Annotated in this window: 25 protein-coding genes and 1 pseudogene; 13 read left to right on the top strand and 13 right to left on the bottom strand. The window is 60.1% G+C overall.

Annotated elements, in window-relative coordinates:
* Positions 1–727: 727 nt before the first annotated feature.
* A pseudogene (locus ACGVKB_RS06865) lies at positions 728–781 on the top strand (hypothetical protein); the annotation flags it as partial.
* 64 nt (positions 782–845) lie between these two features.
* On the opposite strand, the gene ACGVKB_RS06860 reads toward ACGVKB_RS06865, so the two are convergent.
* Positions 846–1016 carry a hypothetical protein gene (locus ACGVKB_RS06860; RefSeq protein WP_392350520.1) on the bottom strand — a complete coding sequence of 57 codons (171 nt, stop codon included), beginning with the start codon at positions 1014–1016 and terminating at the stop codon, positions 846–848.
* Positions 1017–1036: 20 nt separating this feature from the next.
* The gene (locus ACGVKB_RS06855; RefSeq protein ID WP_392350519.1) at positions 1037–1222 is read right to left on the bottom strand and encodes a hypothetical protein; all 186 of its coding nucleotides are present in this window, start codon (positions 1220–1222) and stop codon (positions 1037–1039) included.
* 97 nt (positions 1223–1319) lie between these two features.
* On the opposite strand from ACGVKB_RS06855, the gene ACGVKB_RS06850 reads away from it, so the two are divergent.
* A complete protein-coding gene (locus tag ACGVKB_RS06850) occupies positions 1320–2231 on the top strand; it encodes an AEC family transporter (RefSeq protein ID WP_392350518.1) in 912 nt (303 codons plus the stop codon).
* Here the strand turns inward: ACGVKB_RS06850 and ACGVKB_RS06845 are convergent, their stop codons facing one another.
* On the bottom strand, positions 2232–2876 hold the full coding sequence (locus ACGVKB_RS06845; protein ID WP_392350517.1) for an alpha-ketoglutarate-dependent dioxygenase AlkB family protein: 645 nt from the start codon (positions 2874–2876) through the stop codon (positions 2232–2234). It lies immediately after the preceding gene.
* An 11-nt stretch (positions 2877–2887) separates the two neighbouring features.
* Between ACGVKB_RS06845 and ACGVKB_RS06840 the strand changes: the two genes are divergently transcribed.
* Positions 2888–3211, top strand: a complete 324-nt coding sequence (locus tag ACGVKB_RS06840) for a hypothetical protein (RefSeq protein WP_392350516.1) — start codon at positions 2888–2890, stop codon at positions 3209–3211.
* Here ACGVKB_RS06840 and ACGVKB_RS06835 read toward each other — a convergent pair.
* The 7 genes from ACGVKB_RS06835 to ACGVKB_RS06805 all read right to left on the bottom strand — a co-directional run bounded on the left by ACGVKB_RS06835 (position 3187) and on the right by ACGVKB_RS06805 (position 10450).
* The gene (locus ACGVKB_RS06835) at positions 3187–4080 is read right to left on the bottom strand and encodes a homoserine O-succinyltransferase (protein ID WP_392350515.1); all 894 of its coding nucleotides are present in this window, start codon (positions 4078–4080) and stop codon (positions 3187–3189) included. The two genes, ACGVKB_RS06840 and ACGVKB_RS06835, sit on opposite strands and share 25 nt — an antisense overlap.
* Before the next feature lie 17 nt (positions 4081–4097).
* The gene (locus ACGVKB_RS06830) at positions 4098–5423 is read right to left on the bottom strand and encodes an O-acetylhomoserine aminocarboxypropyltransferase/cysteine synthase family protein (RefSeq protein ID WP_392350514.1); all 1326 of its coding nucleotides are present in this window, start codon (positions 5421–5423) and stop codon (positions 4098–4100) included.
* 31 nt (positions 5424–5454) lie between these two features.
* A complete protein-coding gene (locus ACGVKB_RS06825) occupies positions 5455–6123 on the bottom strand; it encodes a hypothetical protein (RefSeq protein WP_392350523.1) in 669 nt (222 codons plus the stop codon).
* A gap of 55 nt (positions 6124–6178) precedes the next feature.
* Entirely contained in the window at positions 6179–7000 is an 822-nt protein-coding gene (locus tag ACGVKB_RS06820; protein ID WP_392350522.1) for a transglycosylase SLT domain-containing protein, read from the bottom strand.
* A gap of 149 nt (positions 7001–7149) precedes the next feature.
* Positions 7150–7731, bottom strand: a complete 582-nt coding sequence (locus ACGVKB_RS06815; protein ID WP_392350513.1) for a DOMON-like domain-containing protein — start codon at positions 7729–7731, stop codon at positions 7150–7152.
* A 1-nt stretch (position 7732) separates the two neighbouring features.
* Complete coding sequence (locus ACGVKB_RS06810) at positions 7733–8863, bottom strand: phosphotransferase enzyme family protein (protein WP_392350512.1); 1131 nt, start codon at positions 8861–8863, stop codon at positions 7733–7735.
* Between the two features lie 75 nt (positions 8864–8938).
* Positions 8939–10450: a hypothetical protein gene (locus ACGVKB_RS06805; protein WP_392350511.1), complete on the bottom strand. Its 1512-nt coding sequence runs from the start codon at positions 10448–10450 to the stop codon at positions 8939–8941.
* Positions 10451–10543: 93 nt separating this feature from the next.
* On the opposite strand from ACGVKB_RS06805, the gene ACGVKB_RS06800 reads away from it, so the two are divergent.
* Together ACGVKB_RS06800 and ACGVKB_RS06795 are read left to right on the top strand one after the other, a co-directional pair.
* Positions 10544–11128 (top strand): glutathione S-transferase family protein, encoded by a 585-nt coding sequence (locus ACGVKB_RS06800; RefSeq protein ID WP_392350510.1) that lies wholly within the window; start codon positions 10544–10546, stop codon positions 11126–11128.
* Between the two features lie 34 nt (positions 11129–11162).
* Positions 11163–11627 carry a polymer-forming cytoskeletal protein gene (locus ACGVKB_RS06795; protein ID WP_392350509.1) on the top strand — a complete coding sequence of 155 codons (465 nt, stop codon included), beginning with the start codon at positions 11163–11165 and terminating at the stop codon, positions 11625–11627.
* Between the two features lie 16 nt (positions 11628–11643).
* On the opposite strand, the gene ACGVKB_RS06790 is transcribed toward ACGVKB_RS06795, so the two are convergent.
* Positions 11644–12954 (bottom strand): Rieske 2Fe-2S domain-containing protein, encoded by a 1311-nt coding sequence (locus ACGVKB_RS06790; RefSeq protein ID WP_392350508.1) that lies wholly within the window; start codon positions 12952–12954, stop codon positions 11644–11646.
* 52 nt (positions 12955–13006) lie between these two features.
* Between ACGVKB_RS06790 and ACGVKB_RS06785 the strand changes: the two genes are divergently transcribed.
* The 3 genes from ACGVKB_RS06785 (at position 13007) to ACGVKB_RS06775 (ending at position 15668) form a co-directional block, all read left to right on the top strand.
* Complete coding sequence (locus tag ACGVKB_RS06785; RefSeq protein ID WP_392350507.1) at positions 13007–13819, top strand: SGNH/GDSL hydrolase family protein; 813 nt, start codon at positions 13007–13009, stop codon at positions 13817–13819.
* A gap of 352 nt (positions 13820–14171) precedes the next feature.
* The gene (gene stpA / locus ACGVKB_RS06780) at positions 14172–15389 is read left to right on the top strand and encodes a glucosylglycerol 3-phosphatase (protein WP_392350506.1); all 1218 of its coding nucleotides are present in this window, start codon (positions 14172–14174) and stop codon (positions 15387–15389) included.
* A 78-nt stretch (positions 15390–15467) separates the two neighbouring features.
* On the top strand, positions 15468–15668 hold the full coding sequence (locus ACGVKB_RS06775) for a hypothetical protein (protein WP_392350505.1): 201 nt from the start codon (positions 15468–15470) through the stop codon (positions 15666–15668).
* Here ACGVKB_RS06775 and ACGVKB_RS06770 read toward each other — a convergent pair.
* Positions 15638–16570, bottom strand: a complete 933-nt coding sequence (locus ACGVKB_RS06770; protein WP_392350504.1) for a hypothetical protein — start codon at positions 16568–16570, stop codon at positions 15638–15640. The two genes, ACGVKB_RS06775 and ACGVKB_RS06770, sit on opposite strands and share 31 nt — an antisense overlap.
* A gap of 107 nt (positions 16571–16677) precedes the next feature.
* Between ACGVKB_RS06770 and arsS the strand changes: the two genes are divergently transcribed.
* The 3 genes from arsS to ACGVKB_RS06755 are packed head-to-tail and all read left to right on the top strand — an operon-like array spanning position 16678 to position 18311.
* The gene (gene arsS, locus ACGVKB_RS06765) at positions 16678–17631 is read left to right on the top strand and encodes an arsenosugar biosynthesis radical SAM (seleno)protein ArsS (protein WP_392350503.1); all 954 of its coding nucleotides are present in this window, start codon (positions 16678–16680) and stop codon (positions 17629–17631) included.
* 51 nt (positions 17632–17682) lie between these two features.
* Positions 17683–17904, top strand: coding sequence for a DUF3721 domain-containing protein (locus ACGVKB_RS06760; protein ID WP_392350502.1), 222 nt, complete (start codon positions 17683–17685; stop codon positions 17902–17904).
* An 8-nt stretch (positions 17905–17912) separates the two neighbouring features.
* Positions 17913–18311 (top strand): hypothetical protein, encoded by a 399-nt coding sequence (locus tag ACGVKB_RS06755; protein ID WP_392350501.1) that lies wholly within the window; start codon positions 17913–17915, stop codon positions 18309–18311.
* A 19-nt stretch (positions 18312–18330) separates the two neighbouring features.
* On the opposite strand, the gene ACGVKB_RS06750 is transcribed toward ACGVKB_RS06755, so the two are convergent.
* Positions 18331–18786 (bottom strand): Fur family transcriptional regulator, encoded by a 456-nt coding sequence (locus ACGVKB_RS06750; protein WP_392350500.1) that lies wholly within the window; start codon positions 18784–18786, stop codon positions 18331–18333.
* Between the two features lie 124 nt (positions 18787–18910).
* Here ACGVKB_RS06750 and ACGVKB_RS06745 point away from each other — a divergent pair, with 124 nt between their 5' ends.
* Together ACGVKB_RS06745 and ACGVKB_RS06740 are read left to right on the top strand one after the other, a co-directional pair.
* The gene (locus ACGVKB_RS06745) at positions 18911–19177 is read left to right on the top strand and encodes a DUF3764 family protein (protein WP_392350521.1); all 267 of its coding nucleotides are present in this window, start codon (positions 18911–18913) and stop codon (positions 19175–19177) included.
* Positions 19177–19467 carry a TIGR02450 family Trp-rich protein gene (locus ACGVKB_RS06740; protein ID WP_392350499.1) on the top strand — a complete coding sequence of 97 codons (291 nt, stop codon included), beginning with the start codon at positions 19177–19179 and terminating at the stop codon, positions 19465–19467. The genes ACGVKB_RS06745 and ACGVKB_RS06740 overlap by 1 nt, the downstream gene beginning before the upstream one ends.
* Positions 19468–19567 lie beyond the last annotated feature (100 nt).

The raw sequence follows: 19567 nt of genomic DNA, 5'->3' as shown, positions 1-19567 counted from the left end.
ACCATCAACAGGCTCCGGATCCTCCGGTGGAGGATCCTGAGCCAACTACATCATCGCCGACTCCATCCACACCACCTCCTGCTGGTCCCGACACACCGGCTCCGGAACCGAGCCCTTCTCAAGGGACTGATTCAACGACTGGCGATGATTCCGGACTCACCAATGTCAACACCCTTTCGAACGAAGCGATCGCTGCACTCAGCGCAGATGACATTGGCGCACTGTCCAATGATTTGATTGCCAACTTCAAGGGCAAACAGATTAAACAGCTCAGTGCTGAAGCTGTTCAGGGGCTGTTACCTGAACAAATTTCTGCGCTGTCGGCCAAGGCTGTTAAGGGCTTCTCGGCTGAGCAGATCCAGCAACTCTCAAAGCGGAGCTTCAAAGCCCTCGATAACACGCAATTGGCGAAATTAAGCCGAGATGCCATCACAGGCCTCAGCCCGGCACAGCTCAAAACTCTCTCTGGAGATGAACTCTCTGCCTTCAAGCCGAAAAAACTACAGGCCATCGATCCTGAGTCCATGCGAGGGATCAAACCCGATTCCCTCGACCAGCTCAATCAACGACAGGTCAAAGCCTTCAATGAGGAGCAACTCACAGGCCTAAGCAAGCGGCAGATCAACAAAGCACATGATTTTATCGACTCCCTCTCAACGCAACAACAAAAAGCGCTGAGCATCAGTAGTGAGCGCTCCAACCGTCTGATCGACTTCTCGAGCGATGGAGACGAGCTTTCCCTTCTGCCTACCGTCGATGCACTGATCTAATCAGTGATTAAGGCTCACAACATCAGAGCCGCCGTTCAAGGGCGGCTCTTTTCTGTCGTTGAGTTTGCATCACTCTCAAGCTGACCCATTCAGCTCAACAATTACATACTCCACCCGCTCATCGTCCGAACAGCAAAAGTCTCGGTAGTAGCGTTCCAGCTCCTCATAGGCGGCGTCGTAGCTGAGGAACGATTGAGCCGTCAGCCGATCACTCATGCCGTCATCGCGCTGGATAACGAACGTCATAACAACAGCGGGGAAGCCGCTCAGCAATCAAAGGATGGGATCCGTTCAAGCGCACGTTCAACCGCCACCAACTCCCGCTCCGTATCCAACCAACTCTCATTGCCCAACGGCAGCGTCTCAATCTGAACGGAAAGGAGCGTCCGTAGCTGCTCCAATCGCTCACGGAGACCATGGCGACGCATCAACAAACGCAAGGACTGTTTCAAGCGATCGCCCCCTTTAATCGATGGACGATGTGCACTTTGGCACATAAGGGCACCGTGCCGTCGACTTGTTGAATGAAGGGACTCTCGGGGGTACCGCGTGCTGCGGTTACTGCTGGAACTCCTGCCCGCACTGGTGCTCGGCTTCTGGCTGGGTCGCCAACGGCCACGGATCGCCCAACGCATCGCCGCTCCATTGGTGCGCTTCGGCGTGCCAATCAGCGTGATGGGCCTGTTGCTCAAAGGGGGATTGAGCCTGCAGATGTTGGAAGCCGCCGGGCTGGCGGTGACAGCCATTGCCCTGATGCAGGCCCTGATCTGGACGGTGCCGCTGTTGCAGCAGGCTCTTCAGCACAGCAGCAACAAACTGGGAGCCTGCGTGGGCAACACCGCCTACGTCGGCATCCCCGTCACCCTGGCCCTGCTGCCACCAGAAGCGCTGCCGATCAGCATTGGCTACGACCTTGGAGCCACCCTGCTCACCTGGAGCATCGGTCCCCTCCTGCTGGCACGCCCCGGGGAGCAAACCGAGCACCGACTCCGGCAACTGGCCAACAGCCTTGGCTCCAGCCCCGCCGTTCGCGGACTGGTCGGGGCCTTGCTGATTGCGGCAACACCGTGGAGCGACAGCATCGCCTCGCTGCTCTGGTTGCCCTCTCGGATCGTGATCCTGCTGGCCCTCACCGTGGTGGGGATGCGCCTGGGCAGTGTGTCGGCAGAGCATGCTCCGGACAACAGCTCAACCAATCCAGGGGTCACCTGGGCCCTCGTGATCAAGCTGGTCGGCTTTCCCGTGGTGATGCTGGGGCTGACAACAGCTCTGCAGCTCAGTCCGGTGATGGTTCAGGCACTCACCCTGCAGGCCGCCGCCCCGACGGCGATCTCCATCCTGTTGATTGCCGAAGCGGTCCGCCACAACCAGGCCATCGCAGCAAACCTTGTGCTCAGAACCACCCTGCTTGCCGCCGTCAGCACCCCAATCTGGGGCTGGATTTTGACCATGCTGATCTGATCAACGGGGTTGAAAACAGCGAAATGTGAGGTTGATCCGCGCCCCCAGCACTCTCTTGCGCATCGGCAGGGAATGCATCCAGCGCTGTTGGCAGCCCGGGTGCATCACCAACAAATCACCGTCCGACAAAGCCAGCGACACCGTGCGCTTCTGTTCCGTGCGTTCCCTCAGCACAAAATCACGGCTGACACCCAAGGACAGCGATGCGATCGGCCTCTGCTGATCGATCTCCGGCTCATCATCGGCATGCCAACCCATTCGATCTTCACCGTTGCGATAGAGGTTGAGCAGACAACCGTTGAAGCAGACGTCACAGGTCTGATTCACACGTTCCAACAACGGACGGAACCAGGACGGCCAGCCCTCGCCCTGATGCATCGTCCCGCTGTAGCGATAGCTCAACCCAGCCTCCGCCAGAAAAAGGGTCAACCGCGGCACGGGATGACGGCGTCCGTAGACCTGAACAACCGGTTGCTGCCAAGCGAGGTTGTCCTCCAGCATCTGCCGCCACTGATCCGACTGCTCAGCGGACAGCCATCCGCCATGGAGGGTCCAGGGTTCAGAGCCGAGGGCATCCGGCAACAACGGGAGCGTCAAAGCATGACGAGGGATAACGGGCCAGTCCAGAAACGGACCGTGTCCCATACATTTCCTCCATGGGAGCACGGATCACACACGAGGAATTCCTCGAAAGAGCGCGATCACGCTTCGGTGATCAATTTGATTACTCGGGAATGGTCTGGCGCAGTTACAAAAGCCCGGTCAAGTTGCGGTGCTGCAAGCACCCCGTCCGCGAAATCACAATCACACCGGAAAAGCATCTGCAAACCCTGGGTGGATGTCGCCATTGTCTGCGTGAACGCCGGGTGGCCGCCCTGGAACGCGAACTCAACCGCAAAGCAGCACCGGAGCGTCAGCTCAGCGACACTCTTCCAGCAGCCGTCGTGGGTCAGCCTCAGCCCGCCAAGCTCACCCGCTGATAACAGAACCAAAGCCACTGCTGAAACAGCAGATTGCGATGGGAGCGCCAGAGGGTTTTGGGGTGGTCCGGATCAAAATTTTCCGGGGGTGGCACATCGCCACGGGCTTTGTCGCGCTCCATTTCCGCGAGCAAACGACCAACGTTGTATTCCGGGTGGCCAAGGTGCATGAGCTGGCGTTGATCTGGGGTCTCGAAAATCGTGTAGCCCACCTGCTCACCATGGGCGAGCAGCCGCAGCCGCCCCTGACGCTGGGCTGATTCCATCGCCGCATCCGGAAGGCCCGCATAACGACTCTGGGGGCAGAAAAAATTGTCGTCTTGAGTCCCCATCAACGGATGCCCGGGGATCAGGCTGCGCAATGGATAGATGCCGAACAACTTCTTCTCGAACGGAACCTTGTCGACCCCAGCCAGGTAGGCCAAGGCAAAACCAGCCCAACACAGGCCAAGGGTGCTGGCACAGGTTCGACGGGCATGCTCGACCAACTCCACCAACTCAGCCCAGTAGGTGACCTGTTCAAACGGAAGGTGTTCCACCGGAGCACCGGTGATGATCAAGCCATCAAGGGGCCCCTGGGCCAGGGCTTCCTCCCAGGTCACATAAAGCTTGTTGAGGTGGTTCTGATCCCAGCTCTTGTAGGCATGGGAAGAGAGGCGAATCCAGATGGGCTCGATCTGAAGAACAGACAAGCCCAACGGATGCAGAAGATTGAATTCATATTGTTTCCCCAACGGCATGATGTTGAGGATGCCGATCCGCAGCGGTCGAATGTCCTGACGTTCAGCCTGTTCGGGCTCAATCCAGGAAATGCGGTTGCGTTCAACCGCCGCAATTTTGTGATAGCTACGAGGAAGAATCAGAGCCATACAACGTTCACCAAACCTCAGCTCAAGACAGACAGGGCTTGCTCAAAGTCTTCTTTGATGTCATCAATGTGTTCCAGCCCAACGGAGACACGCACCATGGTGGGCGTCACTCCAGCAGAGGCCTGTTCGTCCTCACTGAGCTGTTGGTGAGTTGTCGAGGCGGGGTGAATCACCAGGGTTTTGGCATCGCCCACATTGGCGAGATGACTGGCGAGCTTGAGGCTGTTGATGAAATTCACGGCATCGTCGTATCCGCCGTTCAGGGAGAACATCAACATGCATCCCATGCCGCGGCCAGTGAGATATTGCTTGGCACGCTCGTGATAAGGATCGTCCGGGAGGCCCGGATAACTGACATGGGCCACCTTGGGATGCTGCTTGAGCCAGAGAGCCAGGGCCATGGCGTTCTCGGTATGACGCTCCACCCGAAGGCTGAGGGTTTCCAAGCCCTGCAACAACAGGAAACTGTTGAAGGGACTGACGGCAGGACCCCAATCCCTTAATCCCTCCACACGGGCACGCAAGGCGAAGGCGACGTTGCGGTCATCGGGGACGCCAAGCATCTTGCAGACATCACTGCCAAACCCAAAGGCATCCCAGTGCACCAGACCGTGATAAGCGGCACTGGGCTCACTCAGCAGGGGGAATTTTCCGTTGCCCCAGTTGAAGGTTCCGGCATCGACAATTACGCCACCGAGGCTGGTGCCATGGCCGCCGATCCACTTGGTGGCACTTTCCACAACCACATCGGCACCGTGGTCGATGGGACGCATCAGCGCACCGGCGGCGCCGAGGGTGTTGTCGACAATCAAAGGAATGCCCTTGTCCTTCGCCAAGGCTGAGAGTCCTGCGAAATCAGGGATGTTGAAGCGGGGATTGCCCATCGCTTCGACATAGAGCGCCTTGGTGTTGTCGTCGATCTGAGCGGCAAAACTCTCCACGTCATCACCATCGGCGAAGCGCACATCAATGCCCAGCCGAGGGAACTGAACCTTGAACTGGTTGTAGGTGCCGCCGTAGAGGTAAGACGTGGACACAAAATTGTCACCCGCCTGCATGCAGTTGGTGATCGCCAGGAACTGAGCCGACTGGCCCGAGGCTGTCGCGAGGGCGGCCATGCCACCTTCGAGCGCCGCCACCCGCTTTTCAAAAACATCCGTCGTCGGATTCATCAGACGGGTGTAGATGTTTCCGAACTCCTTCAGACCAAAGAGATTGGCCCCATGCTCAGCGTCATTGAAGACGTAGGAGCTGGTCTGGTAAATCGGAACCGCCCGGGCATTGGTGGTGGGATCAGGCGATTGCCCAGCATGGAGCTGGAGCGTCTCAAAGCGCTGGGACATCAGACCGTTGCAGCTCGGCAATGCTCCAGTTCTAGTCGTCAGAGAGCTCTGATTTGTCGGTTTCAGCCAGAGAAGGGAACGTACTGCGAATGACCGCTTGCAATTCGCGGTGGGCTTCCGCACGGAAACCCGCCACGGCATCGGCACTGAGGATCGGATAGGTCCGATCGGTGCCATCGCCGACGCGGAGGTGCTTCCAGCGGCTGTTTTCGGTCTCCTTCAACTTGTTGAGTGGAGCTTCAAAGTCGTAGGGCTTGGTCGTACCGAGGGCAGCAACCTGCCCGGCCAAGGTTTCACGCACCGGGGCCAGGGCCTTGGCCTTGAGGGTGTCAGGAAGCCCGAGAACAGGCTCGTAATGGTCCAAAAGCCGCAACTCAGCCTCCAACATCACGGGCCAAGCCCCACGGTCTCCGTCGTTCAAGGCCATCTCGGCTTCGCCGGCCACCATCGCGTCGAGGTGGAAACGCAGCCACTTGTAGTAGGTCTTCTCCTTGATCGATTTCTTGGCCGCTGCACGTCCGGAAAGGATCTTGGGCAGGGCGCTCTCGGCCTTGCGCAGGAACACCCGGTCCTCACGCTCCAAATTCATCGCTCCCCAACGCTGTCGGTACTCCCACAACTCCACGTAGCGGGCCACGTCGTTGTCGGACCATCCAAGTCCCTTCAGCTCATCACCGCGGTGGGAGGTTTCCTTGGGCACGCGCTGCACAGTTCAAGCGACTCTGAAGCGTAAGTGCCGATGGACGGAACGACGATCAATTGGGGGAACGACTCCCCGGATGGCGTTGGAGATAGGCGTTGACACCGATCGGTTGGGGCTGGTTGTAACCCACCGGAAGCCAGAGGTCACCCACCGCTGCATTGAAGTGAATTTCCCAGTGATACAAACCGGTGTAAGCCCTGGGGTCCTCCTCCATCAGGGAGGCATAGAGCAGGACGGCCCGTCCGTAGTAGTCGCTGTTGTTGTAGCCCCACAGACCCTGCCGAATGTTCTGCAACCCGCCACGACGGACGAGATAACGCGCCGCGGCCTGAATCGCATCATGGGGATTGCGAATGTCGCCTGCGCCGATGCCGGGTTCTGCCCAGGTCGTTGGCAGAAACTGCATGGGCCCTTGGGCATTGGCCACGGAAATGCCATCGATGCGGCCCATCCCGGTTTCCACCAGGTTCACTGCAGCCAAAACCTCCCAGGCGATCCCCGTCGCGGCCTCCGCCTTGCGGTAGTAGCTCAGCAGTTGATCCGCTGGCTCGGGCGCAATGATCCGCCAAGCCGGGAGCCGACTCGGTCCACGCCCTCGACTCATCCGCAGAAATTCACGACGGGCCGCCAGGTGACGGTCCGCGATGCTTGTCCAGCGATCGGGAAGATGCTCCAAGACAGCGCTTGAGCGCACCGGATCGGCCGAAAGCACCCTGTAGATGACCTGTTGCTGATGGCCGAGATCAGGCAGGGCCGCCGCTGGCGTCGTCGGGTTTCGGAGCGCTGCTTCAACCTTGGCCAGCAACTCCGCTGTCTGCTGCGGGGACTGGGGAACACTGGGATAACGCCGCGGCGCTGGCACGGGGCGCGACATCAGCTCAGGCTGCGCTGTTGGCTGGGGTTCACGGGCAGCCGTCACCGCAACAACACCGACCAGACCGGCCAAACAACCGGCAGCTGTGAGCAGCAGACGCAATCGCATCCCCCCCCTGAGCGGACATCGCTGAACCCTAACGGTGCGGTTTAAGGGGCCAAAAACAAGTGGCGCTGATGAAAATCAGCCCGATCCTCCGGATGGGCCACGCTCCAGTGACTGCAACCAGCGGCACCGCAATCGAGAACAGTGGTCAGAGCGAACTCAGGGGCCACCGTCCCAGGCCACCAGGGGCTGATCGGCAGCCGAGCATCGAGGCGCAACTGGTGATGGCGACGCTCCAAACGGATGACAGGGTCATCGCTCAAGGCTTGGCAGGACTGACCCTGGCGATAGTGATCAAAGTGGTACACAGCCCAATCACCGTTGGGGGACAGGTTGATTTCCCAGTACGCCTCCTGTCCAGGCAGACCAAGAAACGCCTCGAAGCAGGTGGTGGTCCACAGTTCATCCCGGCGGCTGCCACCGCGCTGCTCACCATCGACCAAACCGCCCGGTAACCGCAGGGACGACAGACCAGCGGACGCCGAAACCAACACGCCGTAGCTGAGCTCCAACCAGCCCTGATGGTCCCAGATCAGCTCGGCAGTGACATGGAGACCGGGCAGCACCGCACGCTCGAAGGGAACCAGGCGCGACGCCTGACGCAACTGAACCGATTGACGTCCCATCTCAGACGCCCCTGGTCAATCGTTCAACCAGCGATTGGATGGCACCCATTTGCTGCTCGATGCTGAGGGTCAGGCGGAACTGAACTTCAGCACGGTGAAGGTTATGGCCGGGATAATCGGTGCGGAAATAACGATCACCCTCGAGGTGATCGGTCAGAAAACGGAGGCCCAGCTCCAGGGGAATCAGCCGAATGCAATCGGGAAGATAGGCACAATCGTGAGCACTGAGAAAACTGCCCGCCACGGAGAGATACCCCTCCAAAATGGATTCCGCCAAGGCCAGATCGAAGCACACGGAATCGAGGTCCTTGGCCTCTTCACCGACAGGGTTGCAGCAGGAACGCAGGCAATCTCCGATGTCGTAATGAATCAGCCCCGGCTTCACGGTGTCCAGGTCGATCAGTCCAACGGCCTGGCCGGTGGCCTCATCCATCATCACGTTGTTGATCTTGGGATCGCCGTGGATCGGGCGATGCTGGAGCTCACCCCGCGCCACGGCATCTTCTAAGACCGACACCCCATCGCGACGCTGGTGCACAAAGGTGAGTGCATCGCTCAACGATGGGGACAACTGGCTGGCATCGATGCGATCGAGGACCGCATCAAACCGACGCAGGTAGGAGGGCGTGACGTGGAAGTCCTCCAGGGTGTCCGCCAACGCATCGGCGGGCAGGTCACTGATCAAGGAATGGAACATCCCGAGGCCATAACCGACCTCTCGGGCCTGGGTCCGATCACGGATGACATCCGAGGTGGTGGCAGCACCGATGTAAGTAATCGACCGCCACACATCACCGTCGTGTTCCACCCAGGGCTGGGCCTCCTGCCGGCTCGGCACCACTTGGGGGACTTCCCAGCGCCGTCCATCCAGTTCCGGGGGTGGTGATTCCAGACGACGTTGCACGTGCTCACCAAGGGCGACCAGGTTGCGCATCACCAGATCGGGACGGGCAAACACACTCCTGTTCAACCGCTGCAGAACAAAAGCCCCACCATCGCGACGACCGCCATGGGTCACCAGAAAGGTCTCGTTCACGTTGCCGGAACCAAGACTGCGGATCCCCGTGATCCGTTCACGGGGATGGAAGCGATCAGCAATGGCTTCCAGAGCCTCGATCATCAGCAGTCGCATGGGTCTCAGAGCGAAACCATGCCTGCTTTGGATCGAACCACAAGCGTGAAGTGTGCAGAACGCCAGGCGACTGACTCAGGACTCGAGCTGTGTTTCGATCACATCCATCAACTGGACATAGGCCGGCACACCAGCACCATCCCCCTCGAGCGGAGCGGCACGCCGCATGGCACTGCGGGCGTTGTCAGCAATGACCGCGTTGACCACAAGGTCGAGGGCTTCAACAACCTCGAGGTTCTGGAGTGCCTCCGCGTAACGCCGGCTATGGGTCGGCCGCACCGATTCCTGGCAGTAACTGGACAGTTCACGGCTTTCCGTCATCACCCGATAGGCCGTGTCCTTCACCGCAGGGCGTCCGTACACCGCCATGTAGAGGAGATTCACCATGGAGGCGTCGTGGAGCGGAATCGAATATTTCCGCGCAATTTGCGGCCAGTAGCGCAGTGATTTGAGGCCCTCCAGCCCGCCCTTGCGTAACCCCGCCGCTTCACACCACTGCTCCAGCTCCTCCATCGAGCCCGGGCAGCGTTTGTGTTCTCGCATCTTCGCGGCAAGCACCTGACCCACCTGAAAATTACGGGTGGGATGTCCGGACACGGGCAACATCATGCTGCCGCGCACATCGGCAACCATCGCCGTGAGCTGGGTGAAGGTGTGGTCGCGAACTTTCTCGAAATCGCCGTCACGCACCAACGTGGCTTCGATCCGTGGCACCGCATAACCGAGCTCGGTCAGAGGAATCGGCTGGCGGTGATAGAGCTTCTGACGGTCCGGCCGTGCCATGGAGACGGTGGCCGCCTGATCCAGACACTGATCGAGGAGCAACGTCAGCAGCGTGGGCAAGACCCCTGGATTGTCCTGGTGATAGGTGTAGCCAAAGCCGGCAAACACCGAGGCCATGTTCTTGGCGGCCTTGATGTACTGACCTTCAACGTTGTGAACTCCCGGTGACACCTGAATGTTCGGGGACAGGCAATCCAGCAGTTGCGCCCCGAGCATCGCCGTCAACGCATTGGGATGGCAGAAATTGGCCGTAAAGCTGTCAAAGGGATTGCGAAGCGCCCCGTGGCGATGAAATCCCGAGAAGAAGGCCAGGTTCGGCTCCTGCTCGCAAAGCACATAGGCATTGTTGGTGATCGGATCGTGGCTGAAGGATCCCGAAAGACAGGCCAACACAACCTGATCGCGACCCAACTCCTCCCGCAGCCGACAAGCCTCGAGCAGATCCTCTTCGATGTGGTTGCTGTTGGCGCTCAGCACCACCAGTTCACACTCGCGAATCAGATCGCGGAGGGAATTCGGGCGCCGTTCTCCAGCCTCCCTATGGGTCCCCATGCCTTGCACGGTGGCCACATGGCCGGCGTCCATGTTGGCGATCGCATCTTTGGAAAACGCTCCGAGCAGATCCCGTCCCGGACGCGGGGCCAGCATCAGACGACCGGCCTGGTTCTGCATCGCGCAGTTGTAGGCCAACGAAGCTGGATAGAGGCCGACGCTGTAAAAACCGACTTTCCCAGCCGAAACCTCCCGTACCCGGCGTCCAATCGAGCCAGCATCGAGGCTGCGATCAAAAAAAGAGTTACGCATCAGGGCCGAATCGGGACGCTCAACGCGTTCGCACCACACCCTAAAGACCAACTTCCAGAGACACTGGATGGCATTGGTTGTTGAGACCGAGCCATGACGCTGACGCTTTACGGCGGACCAAAGACCAGAGCATCAATGCCCCGCTGGTACATGGAAGAGAAGGGCATCCCCTACGACTTGGTGGAGCTCGACCTGAGGGGAAACCAGCACCGCCAACCGGACTATCTCGCGATCAATCCGTTTGGAAAGCTGCCCGCACTGGTGGATCACAGCTTCAAAGGGCCCGATGGCAACGCGTTGGCACTGTTCGAATCCGGAGCCATCCTTCTGCACCTGGCGGAGCATCACGGCGGCGAAATCGAGGGAGCAGCCCAGCGATCACTGATCAACCAATGGCTGTTGTTTGCGAATGCAACGCTGGCCATCGCTCTGTTTGTGCCCAGCAACCGTGAGCGCGAATTCCCCCGCTTGATGGAGGAATTGAACCGTCAGCTCACCCCAGGCAAGCCCTTGGTCGGGAACGCCTGGGGGGCCGCCGACTGTGCCATCACGGCCTACCTGGCCTATTTGCCCATCTTTTTTCCGCAGGAAGACCTCTCGCCCTATCCGGCCATTAAGGCCTTGATCACAACCACGCAGCAACGTCCTGCCTACCGCAAGGTGATGGGCATGAACTGAGGAAAGGGGGTGTAATGCAGCAAAAGCTGACGCCATGCCCTCCAACCGCCAAGACCTGCTGCTGGCATACCGCTGGCCGGCGGCCGTTGTGCTCTCCAGCATGACCCTGTCAGCGGTGCTGCTGAAAGTCTTGAGTGAACCGATCCCGATCCGGATCGATGGGGGATTGCAGGTCGACAAACTGGTGATGCCCGCGAGCGTCACCATCCGCAGCGAGCAGGCCCTACCGGTGTCGGGAACGGTGAGTGTGGACACGCCGGTGGTCATCACGGGTGAGCAACCCCTCGCCATCACTGGACCTGTCAGGGTTCAGTCCATTGATCGCCCCGTGGCGATCAATGGCACCGTCGAGGCCAACGCCCAGGTGAGCGCCATCACGTCAGCCGTTGAAGTGAATGGGGCCGTGAGCGTGAAAGAGCCCATCACCATCGGAGGGAAGGTGAAAGTGGAAGGCAAAGTCGGGGCCGACGTGAAACCCCATCTGCTGCCTCTTCCATAGGAGCTGTTGTGCAGCTTCAGCGCAGCTGATTGCGGGGTGCCTGGCCATCCCCGCGGGTCAAACCCTGTTCCCAACGCCCCAGTTGGCGAAGGCCAAGGGCAGCGATGGCAGCGCAAGCCAACCCGATCACGCTCCAGCGGTTGCCTTGACCGAAACCCACGAGAGCCGCACCACTCCACAACAGAGCCCACGACCAGGGCCGTGCCTTGCGCACCCGGTCAAGCGCTGTTGAACAGCTGCGGCAATGGATGGTGTGGCTGGTATAGCGATCCATCAAGGCATCGGTCCCCAACCGCGCTGGCAGTGGCCGATCGGCAAAAGGTTCCCCACCGTTGTCATTCAGCCAACGGTGCAGAGCAGCGACATAACGATCGCTGGAGGTCGGGAGAAAAAAGGCGCGATCGGCGGCGGCACTCCCGCCATGACGTTCCAGCACCCGCTCCTGCCAGTGCAGAAACACCTGATCGTCCTCCAGCACTTTGTGATTACCGATGTGTTGCAGCCAACGCGGTCGTAACCCGATCAGCAGGCGCGGAATCGTCGATTGGAACTGGAAGGGAAAGCGCGCAAACAGGCGGCATTCGCCACGACGAATCGGAACGGCATAGACCACCGTGAGGATGCGTCCGAACCCCTTCGCCGTGAGGTCGTGCCACATCAACTGGGGCGCATGGAATCGGGTGGATTGCGATCCCAACTGGCCACGCCGTGGTCCTTCCTCCCAGAAGGCTTCAAAGCCATCACGACCTTCATGGGTCACCACAGCCTTCACTGGAGCAGCGTTCTCGCGTTTGCCAACGGTGCGGTGATGGGTGAACGGCACGTGGCTCACGTCCAGAACGTTCTCCAACAAGGTCACCGCATCCATGGGCAGATCGCGGAAGGTGTCCTGGACAGTCCAGCTCTGAGGGTTCTCCTCTAGGGCCGGAACCAACGGCAAGGGAGTCTCCATCGCCGCATCCGGAGCCCCCATCCAAACGAACAACAAGCCTTGGCCCGTGGCCGTATGCAAGCTGGCGCAACGGGAACGCCTGCTTTCAGACCTGGCGTCGTCCTCAGCCTGGGGAATCACCCGGCAATGGCCATCCCCATCAAAACTCCAGCCGTGATACGGACACTCCAACTGGCCCTCTGCATTGATGCGCCCCTCGCTCAGGGGAACCAATCGATGCGGACACACATCGGGGAAGACACGCCAGCGATCTCCCCCGGCATCCCACCAGATCACCAGATCGCGTTCCAGCAACGTAAAGCGGCTTGGACGCGCGGGATCGAGATCTTGGACGTAAGCGATGGGCCACCACTGCTCCGTCCAGGTGGAATTCATGACAACCGCTCGAGGGGGTGCCATCTTCGCCAAATGTCACATCAACTGAGCCATGACATCGACTCTGCTGATGCTGGGTGCCAGCCTGATCGATGCCGGCAACGTCTCCCATGCATCCGACGGTCGGGTGTTGGGTGAACACATCGCCGCTGAACTCGGGGCCGATCCCGATGACAGCCAACTGATCTCGGTCCGATCGGACGACGAACCGGACAACAGTGCCGTTCACAACTACGCCCATGGCGGGGCGTTATCGGGCCGTGGGCCGACTCAGATCCTGGATGGACGCCGCGTGTCCATCGGTCTCAGGGAACAAGTGGAAGCCGTGCAACGTCGGGCCAACGCCTACCAACAACGCTCTGATGTGGATGCTGTGATTTGTGCTGGCGGCAACGATGTTCTTGAACCGCTGGAGGATCTTGATCCGTTTGCTGCGGTTCTGAGCAGCACAAGCCGGCGCGATGACCGCAGGTTGGTGCGATCAAGCAGCCGAACGATCTCCCGCAACCTGCAACGCAGCTGTGATGCCCTGACCGGCCTGGCTGACGAAGTCATGCTGATCGTCGGGTTACCCATCTCCGCCACACCCCTGGCACTCGATCAAGCGACAGCACTGGATCCGGTCGAACCGACGAGATTGCTCGAGCTCCTCGATGCCATCAGCGAACGCGTCCATCGGCGTCTGAGTCACACCTACCGCGACAATGCTCAGGTGGCGGTGATGAACGGTCAGCCCCTCTGGGACACGATCGACGCCCCACAGTTCATCGATGCTGTCCATCCCAGCAGTGAGACCAGTGCTGCGTTGGCCGCGTCTCTGGTCGCCACGGCACAGGACAGCATGACCAGTTTCGGCTGGCTCTGATCACCTTCAGCAATTAAGTCTGATCGGGCTCACCCATACCGCACGGGGGAGACATGCTGTGCCTGGGGGGATTGCTTACCTGTGGCAGAAGCAGACCTGTTCTGCCGTCCTGTCCCAGGTCCCCCCACCCTCCATCACGCCAGCGGACGTGGAAGCTGTATCCGCATGAACATAATGTAACGACCGTCACACCTGAGACGCAGGTCGCATAGGTATTTTCACGTTGTCGTGAGAACGACGCGTCGAGCGTTGGAGCCTTTGGGAGAGGGCTCCATTTTTTTTGGCTTCACCCGCACGCTGAGCCGAGGCCCCGGGCATTCCGCGCACAATGAGGCCACTGTCCGGACAACCTGTGCCAAACCTGACTCCTGACCAGCTCCTTGTTGAACTCTCAGGCGTCAAGGATCTGTTGATCGTGCAGGACCTCGATGGAGTCTGCATGCAGCTGGTGAAGGATCCACTCACCCGGCGCATGGACCCCAGTTATGTGCATGCCGCGGCCGAATTGGAAGGGCAATTCACGGTGCTGACCAACGGCGAACATGAAGGCCGACGCGGCGTGAATCGGCTGGTGGAAACGTCCTTGGGCGATCCAGCGAAAGCTCGGCGGGATGGTCTGTATCTGCCGGGTCTGGCCGCAGGAGGCGTGCAATTCCAAAACCGCTTCGGCGAACTGGAGCATCCAGGTGTCAGCGCGGAAGAGATGGCTTTTCTGGCCGCCACCCCCCAGCGCATGGAGGCTCTGCTGCTCGAGCGACTGCCGGGGCTCCTGCCGGAATGTTCCTCCACGGAGATCCAAGACCTTGCCCGAACAGCCGTCCTCGACACCCAGGTGTCGCCAACGATCAATCTCAATGGACTCTTCGCGCGGATCCCGACGGAGGTGCCCCGTCAGCGGGCCCTGCAGACCATGCTCGAAGAGCTGATGCAGCAGCTTCTCGATGAGGCCACCGCCGCTGGACTCGGCGGGTCCTTCTTTTTGCATGTGGCCCCCAACCTCGGCCGTGATGCATCAGGCCGTGAACGACTGAAACCCGCGTCCGTGGGCGACGTCGGCAGCACCGATATTCAATTCATGCTGACTGGGTCGATCAAGGAAGCCGGCCTGCTGGTGTTGCTCAACCAGCATCTGGAGCGGCGCCATGGCATCGCTCCCTTCGGCCAATCCTTCAATGTGCGCAACGCACCCCACACCCCCGAAGCCTTGCTGCAACTCGTGAAAAACCGGGTGCCCGCCGAACAGATGCCCCTGCTGGTGGGTGTGGGTGACACCGTGACCTCGACCCAATCCAGCGACGGCACGCAGTGGCTTCGTGGCGGCAGTGATCGCGGATTTCTCACCCTGCTGCAGCAGCTGGGGCAGTGGTGTCAACGCCCCAATCGCGTCGTGCTGGTGGACAGCAGCCACGGTGAAGTGGACCGACCCAGCTTGTCCGACGGGCGCCTCGTCGGCATCAGCGACCCCGAGGATCCCCTGCAGCTTGATGTGTTGATGCCGGATGGTCCCAACCAGTACATCGCCTGGTTCCGTGAGCTCGCCCAACGTCGCGGCCGTGCCGCTGTGAGCTGAATCACGGCATGGGCTGTGGTGGATCACGGCTGCTGCGGTCCGAACGATTGAGGGTGTTGCCAACAACGCAACACCCCAATGCTGATCAAACCCTTTGCGATCCTGGCCATCCTCAGTGGGACTGCTCTACCGCTCGCGGTGCTGGGCATTCACAGCGTTCTGGACGCCCGGATTCCCCATTGCAACGAGCATCTGCCCAGCAGCGTTTCACTGTGCAGCGACTCGGTCACAGGCCTGAAATACGACGCTCAATGGCGGCGCGGCGGCATTGCCAGTTGACGCTCCTGCCAGGCCTGACTGGGCGTCACCCTCAGCAGAAACGGCATCTGGGTAATCGATGGTTTACCGCCACTCACCCAGATGGCATGGTCCTCGCTCCAGAGCCGTTGGCCCGGAACGATCAACCTTGATTTGGAGGCGTGGTCCGGAAGGTATGCCGCCAGCAAACCCTTCTGGTCGACGAACAATCGAAGATCTGAGAACAACACGCCGTCGTCGGTTTCAATCAGCTCCAGCAGACCATCGGGCCGCAGGCCGTAAATGATCCGCACATCGGCCAGTTTCATCTCCCCGTAAACCCCGACATAGGACGCTGGCGCAGCACGGGTGGTGTTGCTGAAAGCATGCAACCCACCGATGAACACCCGCAGGCGACGCGACAACGCTGGGGTCAGAGCCCCATAGCCGAATTCGAGGGTTCCCTCCTTGGTGATGCCAACCCAGGCACGACCGGCCGCCGCCGCTTTGTTGCCTGCGGGCCAGACCCCATTGCCCATCAAAAGATCACCATGGAGTCGCATCCCCAACGCACCATTGCCACGGCCGCGGGCAAAGGTCGGTCCGGAGGTGAACAGCAGGGCGTCTAGGTCGGTATTGGCCTCCAGTTCTCGGTTCCACCCCCCGAAGAAGTCGACGGTCACCCAGCGCGGATCGATCACAGCACTGGTGTATCCGATCGGCAGCAACTGCCCATCTGGGCGTTCCACAAGCAGCTCCTGGTCCAAACGAAGTTGAACCAGTTGATCGCGGGTGGGGACCGGCTCAGGGGGCTGAACCAGCGGAGGCAACGGCAGCGACACCCGAGGCCTGGCGCCGGGTGGTTGATGCAGCCACCAGGCCGCAGCTGCCCCCATGAGGCCGGAGGCCACACAAAGGGCTAACAGAGGGAGGTGACGCACCACGGATCATCTCGGCAACCGCAGTGTGTGGAGTGAAATCAGCCGACGCAAGATCAGAGCGATGGGTCAAGATCAACCCGATAAACCTGCCCCGTGGGAGTCGCAGCGCTGTGACGGTTGAGCTGGCCCCGTTTCCGCCCCTGAATCGGGGAGAGCTGACGACGCTTCAGGTGAATCTCGGCTACCGCTGCAACCAAAGCTGTTCCCACTGCCATGTCAACGCCGGGCCGACCCGGACCGAAATGCTGGCGGATGAACTGATCGATCTGATTCCAGAGGTGCTGCAACGGCAAGGGATTCAATGCCTCGACCTCACCGGTGGAGCCCCGGAACTGCATCCAAGCTTCCGCCGCTTGGTGCAACAGGTCCGCGCCACAGGGGCCAAGGTGATCGACCGCTGCAACCTCACCATTTTGAGCGAACCGGGCCAAGAGGATCTGGCCCGGTTCCTGGCCCATCACAGCGTGAGCGTGGTGGCGTCACTGCCCTGCTACAGCAAGGACAATGTCGATCAGCAACGGGGGGATGGGGTCTTTGAACGCAGCCTGGACGGCCTGCGTCAACTCAATGCCCTTGGCTACGGGCGCGGGGATGACAACCGTTCTCTCGACCTCGTTTACAACCCCCTGGGCCCGACGTTGCCACCCCCGCAGGCAGCGCTTGAGGCTGACTACAAACGCGAACTGGCGGACCTGGGGGTGCGTTTCGACCGACTGCTCACCCTGGCGAACATGCCCATCCAGCGGTTTGCCCGACAACTCGAGCGCAACGGCGAACTGGAGAGTTATCAAGTGCGATTGCAGGACGCCCACAACCCCGACAACCTCCAGGCGGTGATGTGCCGCAACCTGTTCAGCGTGGATTGGACGGGACAGTGCTTTGACTGCGACTTCAATCAACAGCTCGGATTGGCGTGCCAAGGACCGATCCGACACCTCCGTGATCTGCTGAATCCAGATCTGACCATCGCCGGGTCAGCCATTCGCACGGAGCAGCATTGTTTTGGTTGCACCGCTGGTGCAGGGTCGAGCTGTGGCGGTGCGCTTCAAGCATCATCAAGCTGATGCGAGAACCAAGGTGATGGTGCAGAGTTGCGGGGGGATGAGGTTTCACGCATGAAGGCGTTTGTCGTACTGCTCGGCACCCTGTCGGCCGGGCTTTTGATGTCTTGCGCCAACGTGGCTGCGAAGGATCACGGTCATCAGCCCAAACAGGCGATGTTCAAAACCCAAGCCGAAGCCGAGGCTGCCGCACCGAACTTCGGGTGCACCGGAGCGCATCAGATGGGAACGATGTGGATGGTCTGCGACCAGCACACAACGCACTCCCATGATTGAGGCCATTGATGACTGAAGAAGGAGGACATTGCGGCAGTAAGCCGAAACCCATCGCCATCGGCGTCGCTCCCCTCGGAACAATCTCGATTGGCATTGTCCCCATGGGAGTGATTTGCATCGGCATTGTTCCGATGGGAGTCGTGTCGATTGGAGTCGTGGCGATGGGTGTGATCAACGCAGCCGTGGTGGGCATGGGCTTGATCGCCGTCGGCGTTAACACCATGGGCGTGATCACCGCTGGGCCAATGAGCATGGGGTTAATTCAGATCCGCTCAACGACCAATCCGCGTTATCTCGCTTACCCCTCCGAGGCGGAGGCCGAAGAACAGGCCAAGAAACTGGGGTGCAGCGGGACCCACCGAATGGGCGATTCGTACTGGATGCCCTGCAACGAGCATCCTCAGTAGCGCCTAAACAGCCCGGAGGTCACTCCTGACAATCCGGGCAGATCGCTCGTACGTTCAGGCTGGATTCAATCAACTTGAAGCCAAACCCCTGGGCCGCCTCCTGACCGGCGACCAGCACCGGTTGGCTTTCGAATTCCTCAGTGCGACCGCAACGAATGCAGACCACATGGTGATGGTCGCGGTGATCAGCGACGGCCAGTTCAAAGCGCCGCCCGCCTTCCGTCAGTTCCAGTTCCTGCAGAAAGCCCATATCCGCCAAGAGGCGAAGCGTGCGGTACACCGTGGCCAAGGACACCTTGAGCTCCAGTTCAGCCAATTGCTGATGCACCTCCTCAGCACTGAGGTGGCATCCGGAGCCTCGACGTTCAAACAGCTCCAGAACCCTCTTGCGCTGGGGCGTCAGGCGGCGGCCATCTTGATGCAGCCCTTGCTGCAGAGACTCATCCTCTTGAACAGACCCTGCGGTGAGCGGCACCGGGCTTCAGTCAGCTGTTCTCAACAGTAATCACTAATGAGAGCGCAGGCGCCGACCTTCTCAAAATGTCTGCAACTCCAGCAGCGTGAGTGATACCGTCCGCGAACCGATCGCTCCAGAGCAGATGGAAACACATGTGCTGACGTTCACGATCAATAAACCCTTTGCCGAGTGGGCCAAGACCTACGACGCCTCACTGCCCCTGCAGAAAATGGCCGGCATCCAGTCGCTGTATCGCGGCATGAGCCAAGACGACCCGACCCAGGTCTGTGCCGTGATGCAGGCGAAACCCGGGGTGATGGAGCAGTTCATCGCCGATCACACGGACACGATCGTCGCGTCCGGTCATGTGCTGGAGAGCACGGTCAGCAACGTCTATCTGGCCGACTGATGGCATGGATGCCAGCCAAAGCCTGGACCAGTGATCAACCGGTCGGGGGATACCGCCATTTCGAGCGGGTGATGACTGGAGGACGTGGCACCACACGCTGGGTTGAGCTGGCCGCTGTGCTGAATCCCAGGTTTCGGGAACGCGTGCTGTGGTCCGAACTCAAGGACCCAAACCGTTGGCTCAGTGGATGGCAACCCATCGTGGAGCTGGATGGTGATGGAGGCCTCGGGGAGACAAGCGAAAGCGCTGCGCTCAGCCCTCACCCTGCTGAGACGCTCGAAACGCCTTGAGCTTGTCCATGTCCTTTTCTTGATCAATGGAGTAATCCGTGAGGATCAAGGCCTTGCCGATCGTGCCAAGGGCATATTCCATTCGATCGAGGTCACGGCG

The organism is Parasynechococcus sp. (assembly GCF_042954325.1).
Classification (GTDB): Bacteria; Cyanobacteriota; Cyanobacteriia; order PCC-6307; family Cyanobiaceae; genus Parasynechococcus.
This window is presented reverse-complemented; position numbering and strand designations above follow the sequence as displayed.

Excerpts from the sequence above, each read along its gene's own strand:
- ACGVKB_RS06760 (WP_392350502.1), top strand. The coding sequence starts at position 17,683 with ATGAAGGCGTTTGTCGTACTGCTCGGCACCCTGTCGGCCGGGCTTTTG.
- ACGVKB_RS06745 (WP_392350521.1), top strand. The coding sequence starts at position 18,911 with ATGGAAACACATGTGCTGACGTTCACGATCAATAAACCCTTTGCCGAG.
- ACGVKB_RS06785 (WP_392350507.1), top strand. The coding sequence starts at position 13,007 with ATGACATCGACTCTGCTGATGCTGGGTGCCAGCCTGATCGATGCCGGC.
- ACGVKB_RS06800 (WP_392350510.1), top strand. The coding sequence starts at position 10,544 with ATGACGCTGACGCTTTACGGCGGACCAAAGACCAGAGCATCAATGCCC.
- ACGVKB_RS06740 (WP_392350499.1), top strand. The coding sequence starts at position 19,177 with ATGGCATGGATGCCAGCCAAAGCCTGGACCAGTGATCAACCGGTCGGG.
- ACGVKB_RS06840 (WP_392350516.1), top strand. The coding sequence starts at position 2,888 with ATGGGAGCACGGATCACACACGAGGAATTCCTCGAAAGAGCGCGATCA.
- ACGVKB_RS06775 (WP_392350505.1), top strand. The coding sequence starts at position 15,468 with ATGCTGATCAAACCCTTTGCGATCCTGGCCATCCTCAGTGGGACTGCT.
- ACGVKB_RS06755 (WP_392350501.1), top strand. The coding sequence starts at position 17,913 with ATGACTGAAGAAGGAGGACATTGCGGCAGTAAGCCGAAACCCATCGCC.
- ACGVKB_RS06830 (WP_392350514.1), bottom strand. The coding sequence starts at position 5,423 with ATGTCCCAGCGCTTTGAGACGCTCCAGCTCCATGCTGGGCAATCGCCT.
- ACGVKB_RS06790 (WP_392350508.1), bottom strand. The coding sequence starts at position 12,954 with ATGAATTCCACCTGGACGGAGCAGTGGTGGCCCATCGCTTACGTCCAA.
- ACGVKB_RS06795 (WP_392350509.1), top strand. The coding sequence starts at position 11,163 with ATGCCCTCCAACCGCCAAGACCTGCTGCTGGCATACCGCTGGCCGGCG.
- ACGVKB_RS06835 (WP_392350515.1), bottom strand. The coding sequence starts at position 4,080 with ATGGCTCTGATTCTTCCTCGTAGCTATCACAAAATTGCGGCGGTTGAA.
- ACGVKB_RS06810 (WP_392350512.1), bottom strand. The coding sequence starts at position 8,863 with ATGCGACTGCTGATGATCGAGGCTCTGGAAGCCATTGCTGATCGCTTC.
- ACGVKB_RS06860 (WP_392350520.1), bottom strand. The coding sequence starts at position 1,016 with ATGACGTTCGTTATCCAGCGCGATGACGGCATGAGTGATCGGCTGACG.
- ACGVKB_RS06815 (WP_392350513.1), bottom strand. The coding sequence starts at position 7,731 with ATGGGACGTCAATCGGTTCAGTTGCGTCAGGCGTCGCGCCTGGTTCCC.
- ACGVKB_RS06805 (WP_392350511.1), bottom strand. The coding sequence starts at position 10,450 with ATGCGTAACTCTTTTTTTGATCGCAGCCTCGATGCTGGCTCGATTGGA.
- ACGVKB_RS06845 (WP_392350517.1), bottom strand. The coding sequence starts at position 2,876 with ATGGGACACGGTCCGTTTCTGGACTGGCCCGTTATCCCTCGTCATGCT.
- ACGVKB_RS06820 (WP_392350522.1), bottom strand. The coding sequence starts at position 7,000 with ATGTCGCGCCCCGTGCCAGCGCCGCGGCGTTATCCCAGTGTTCCCCAG.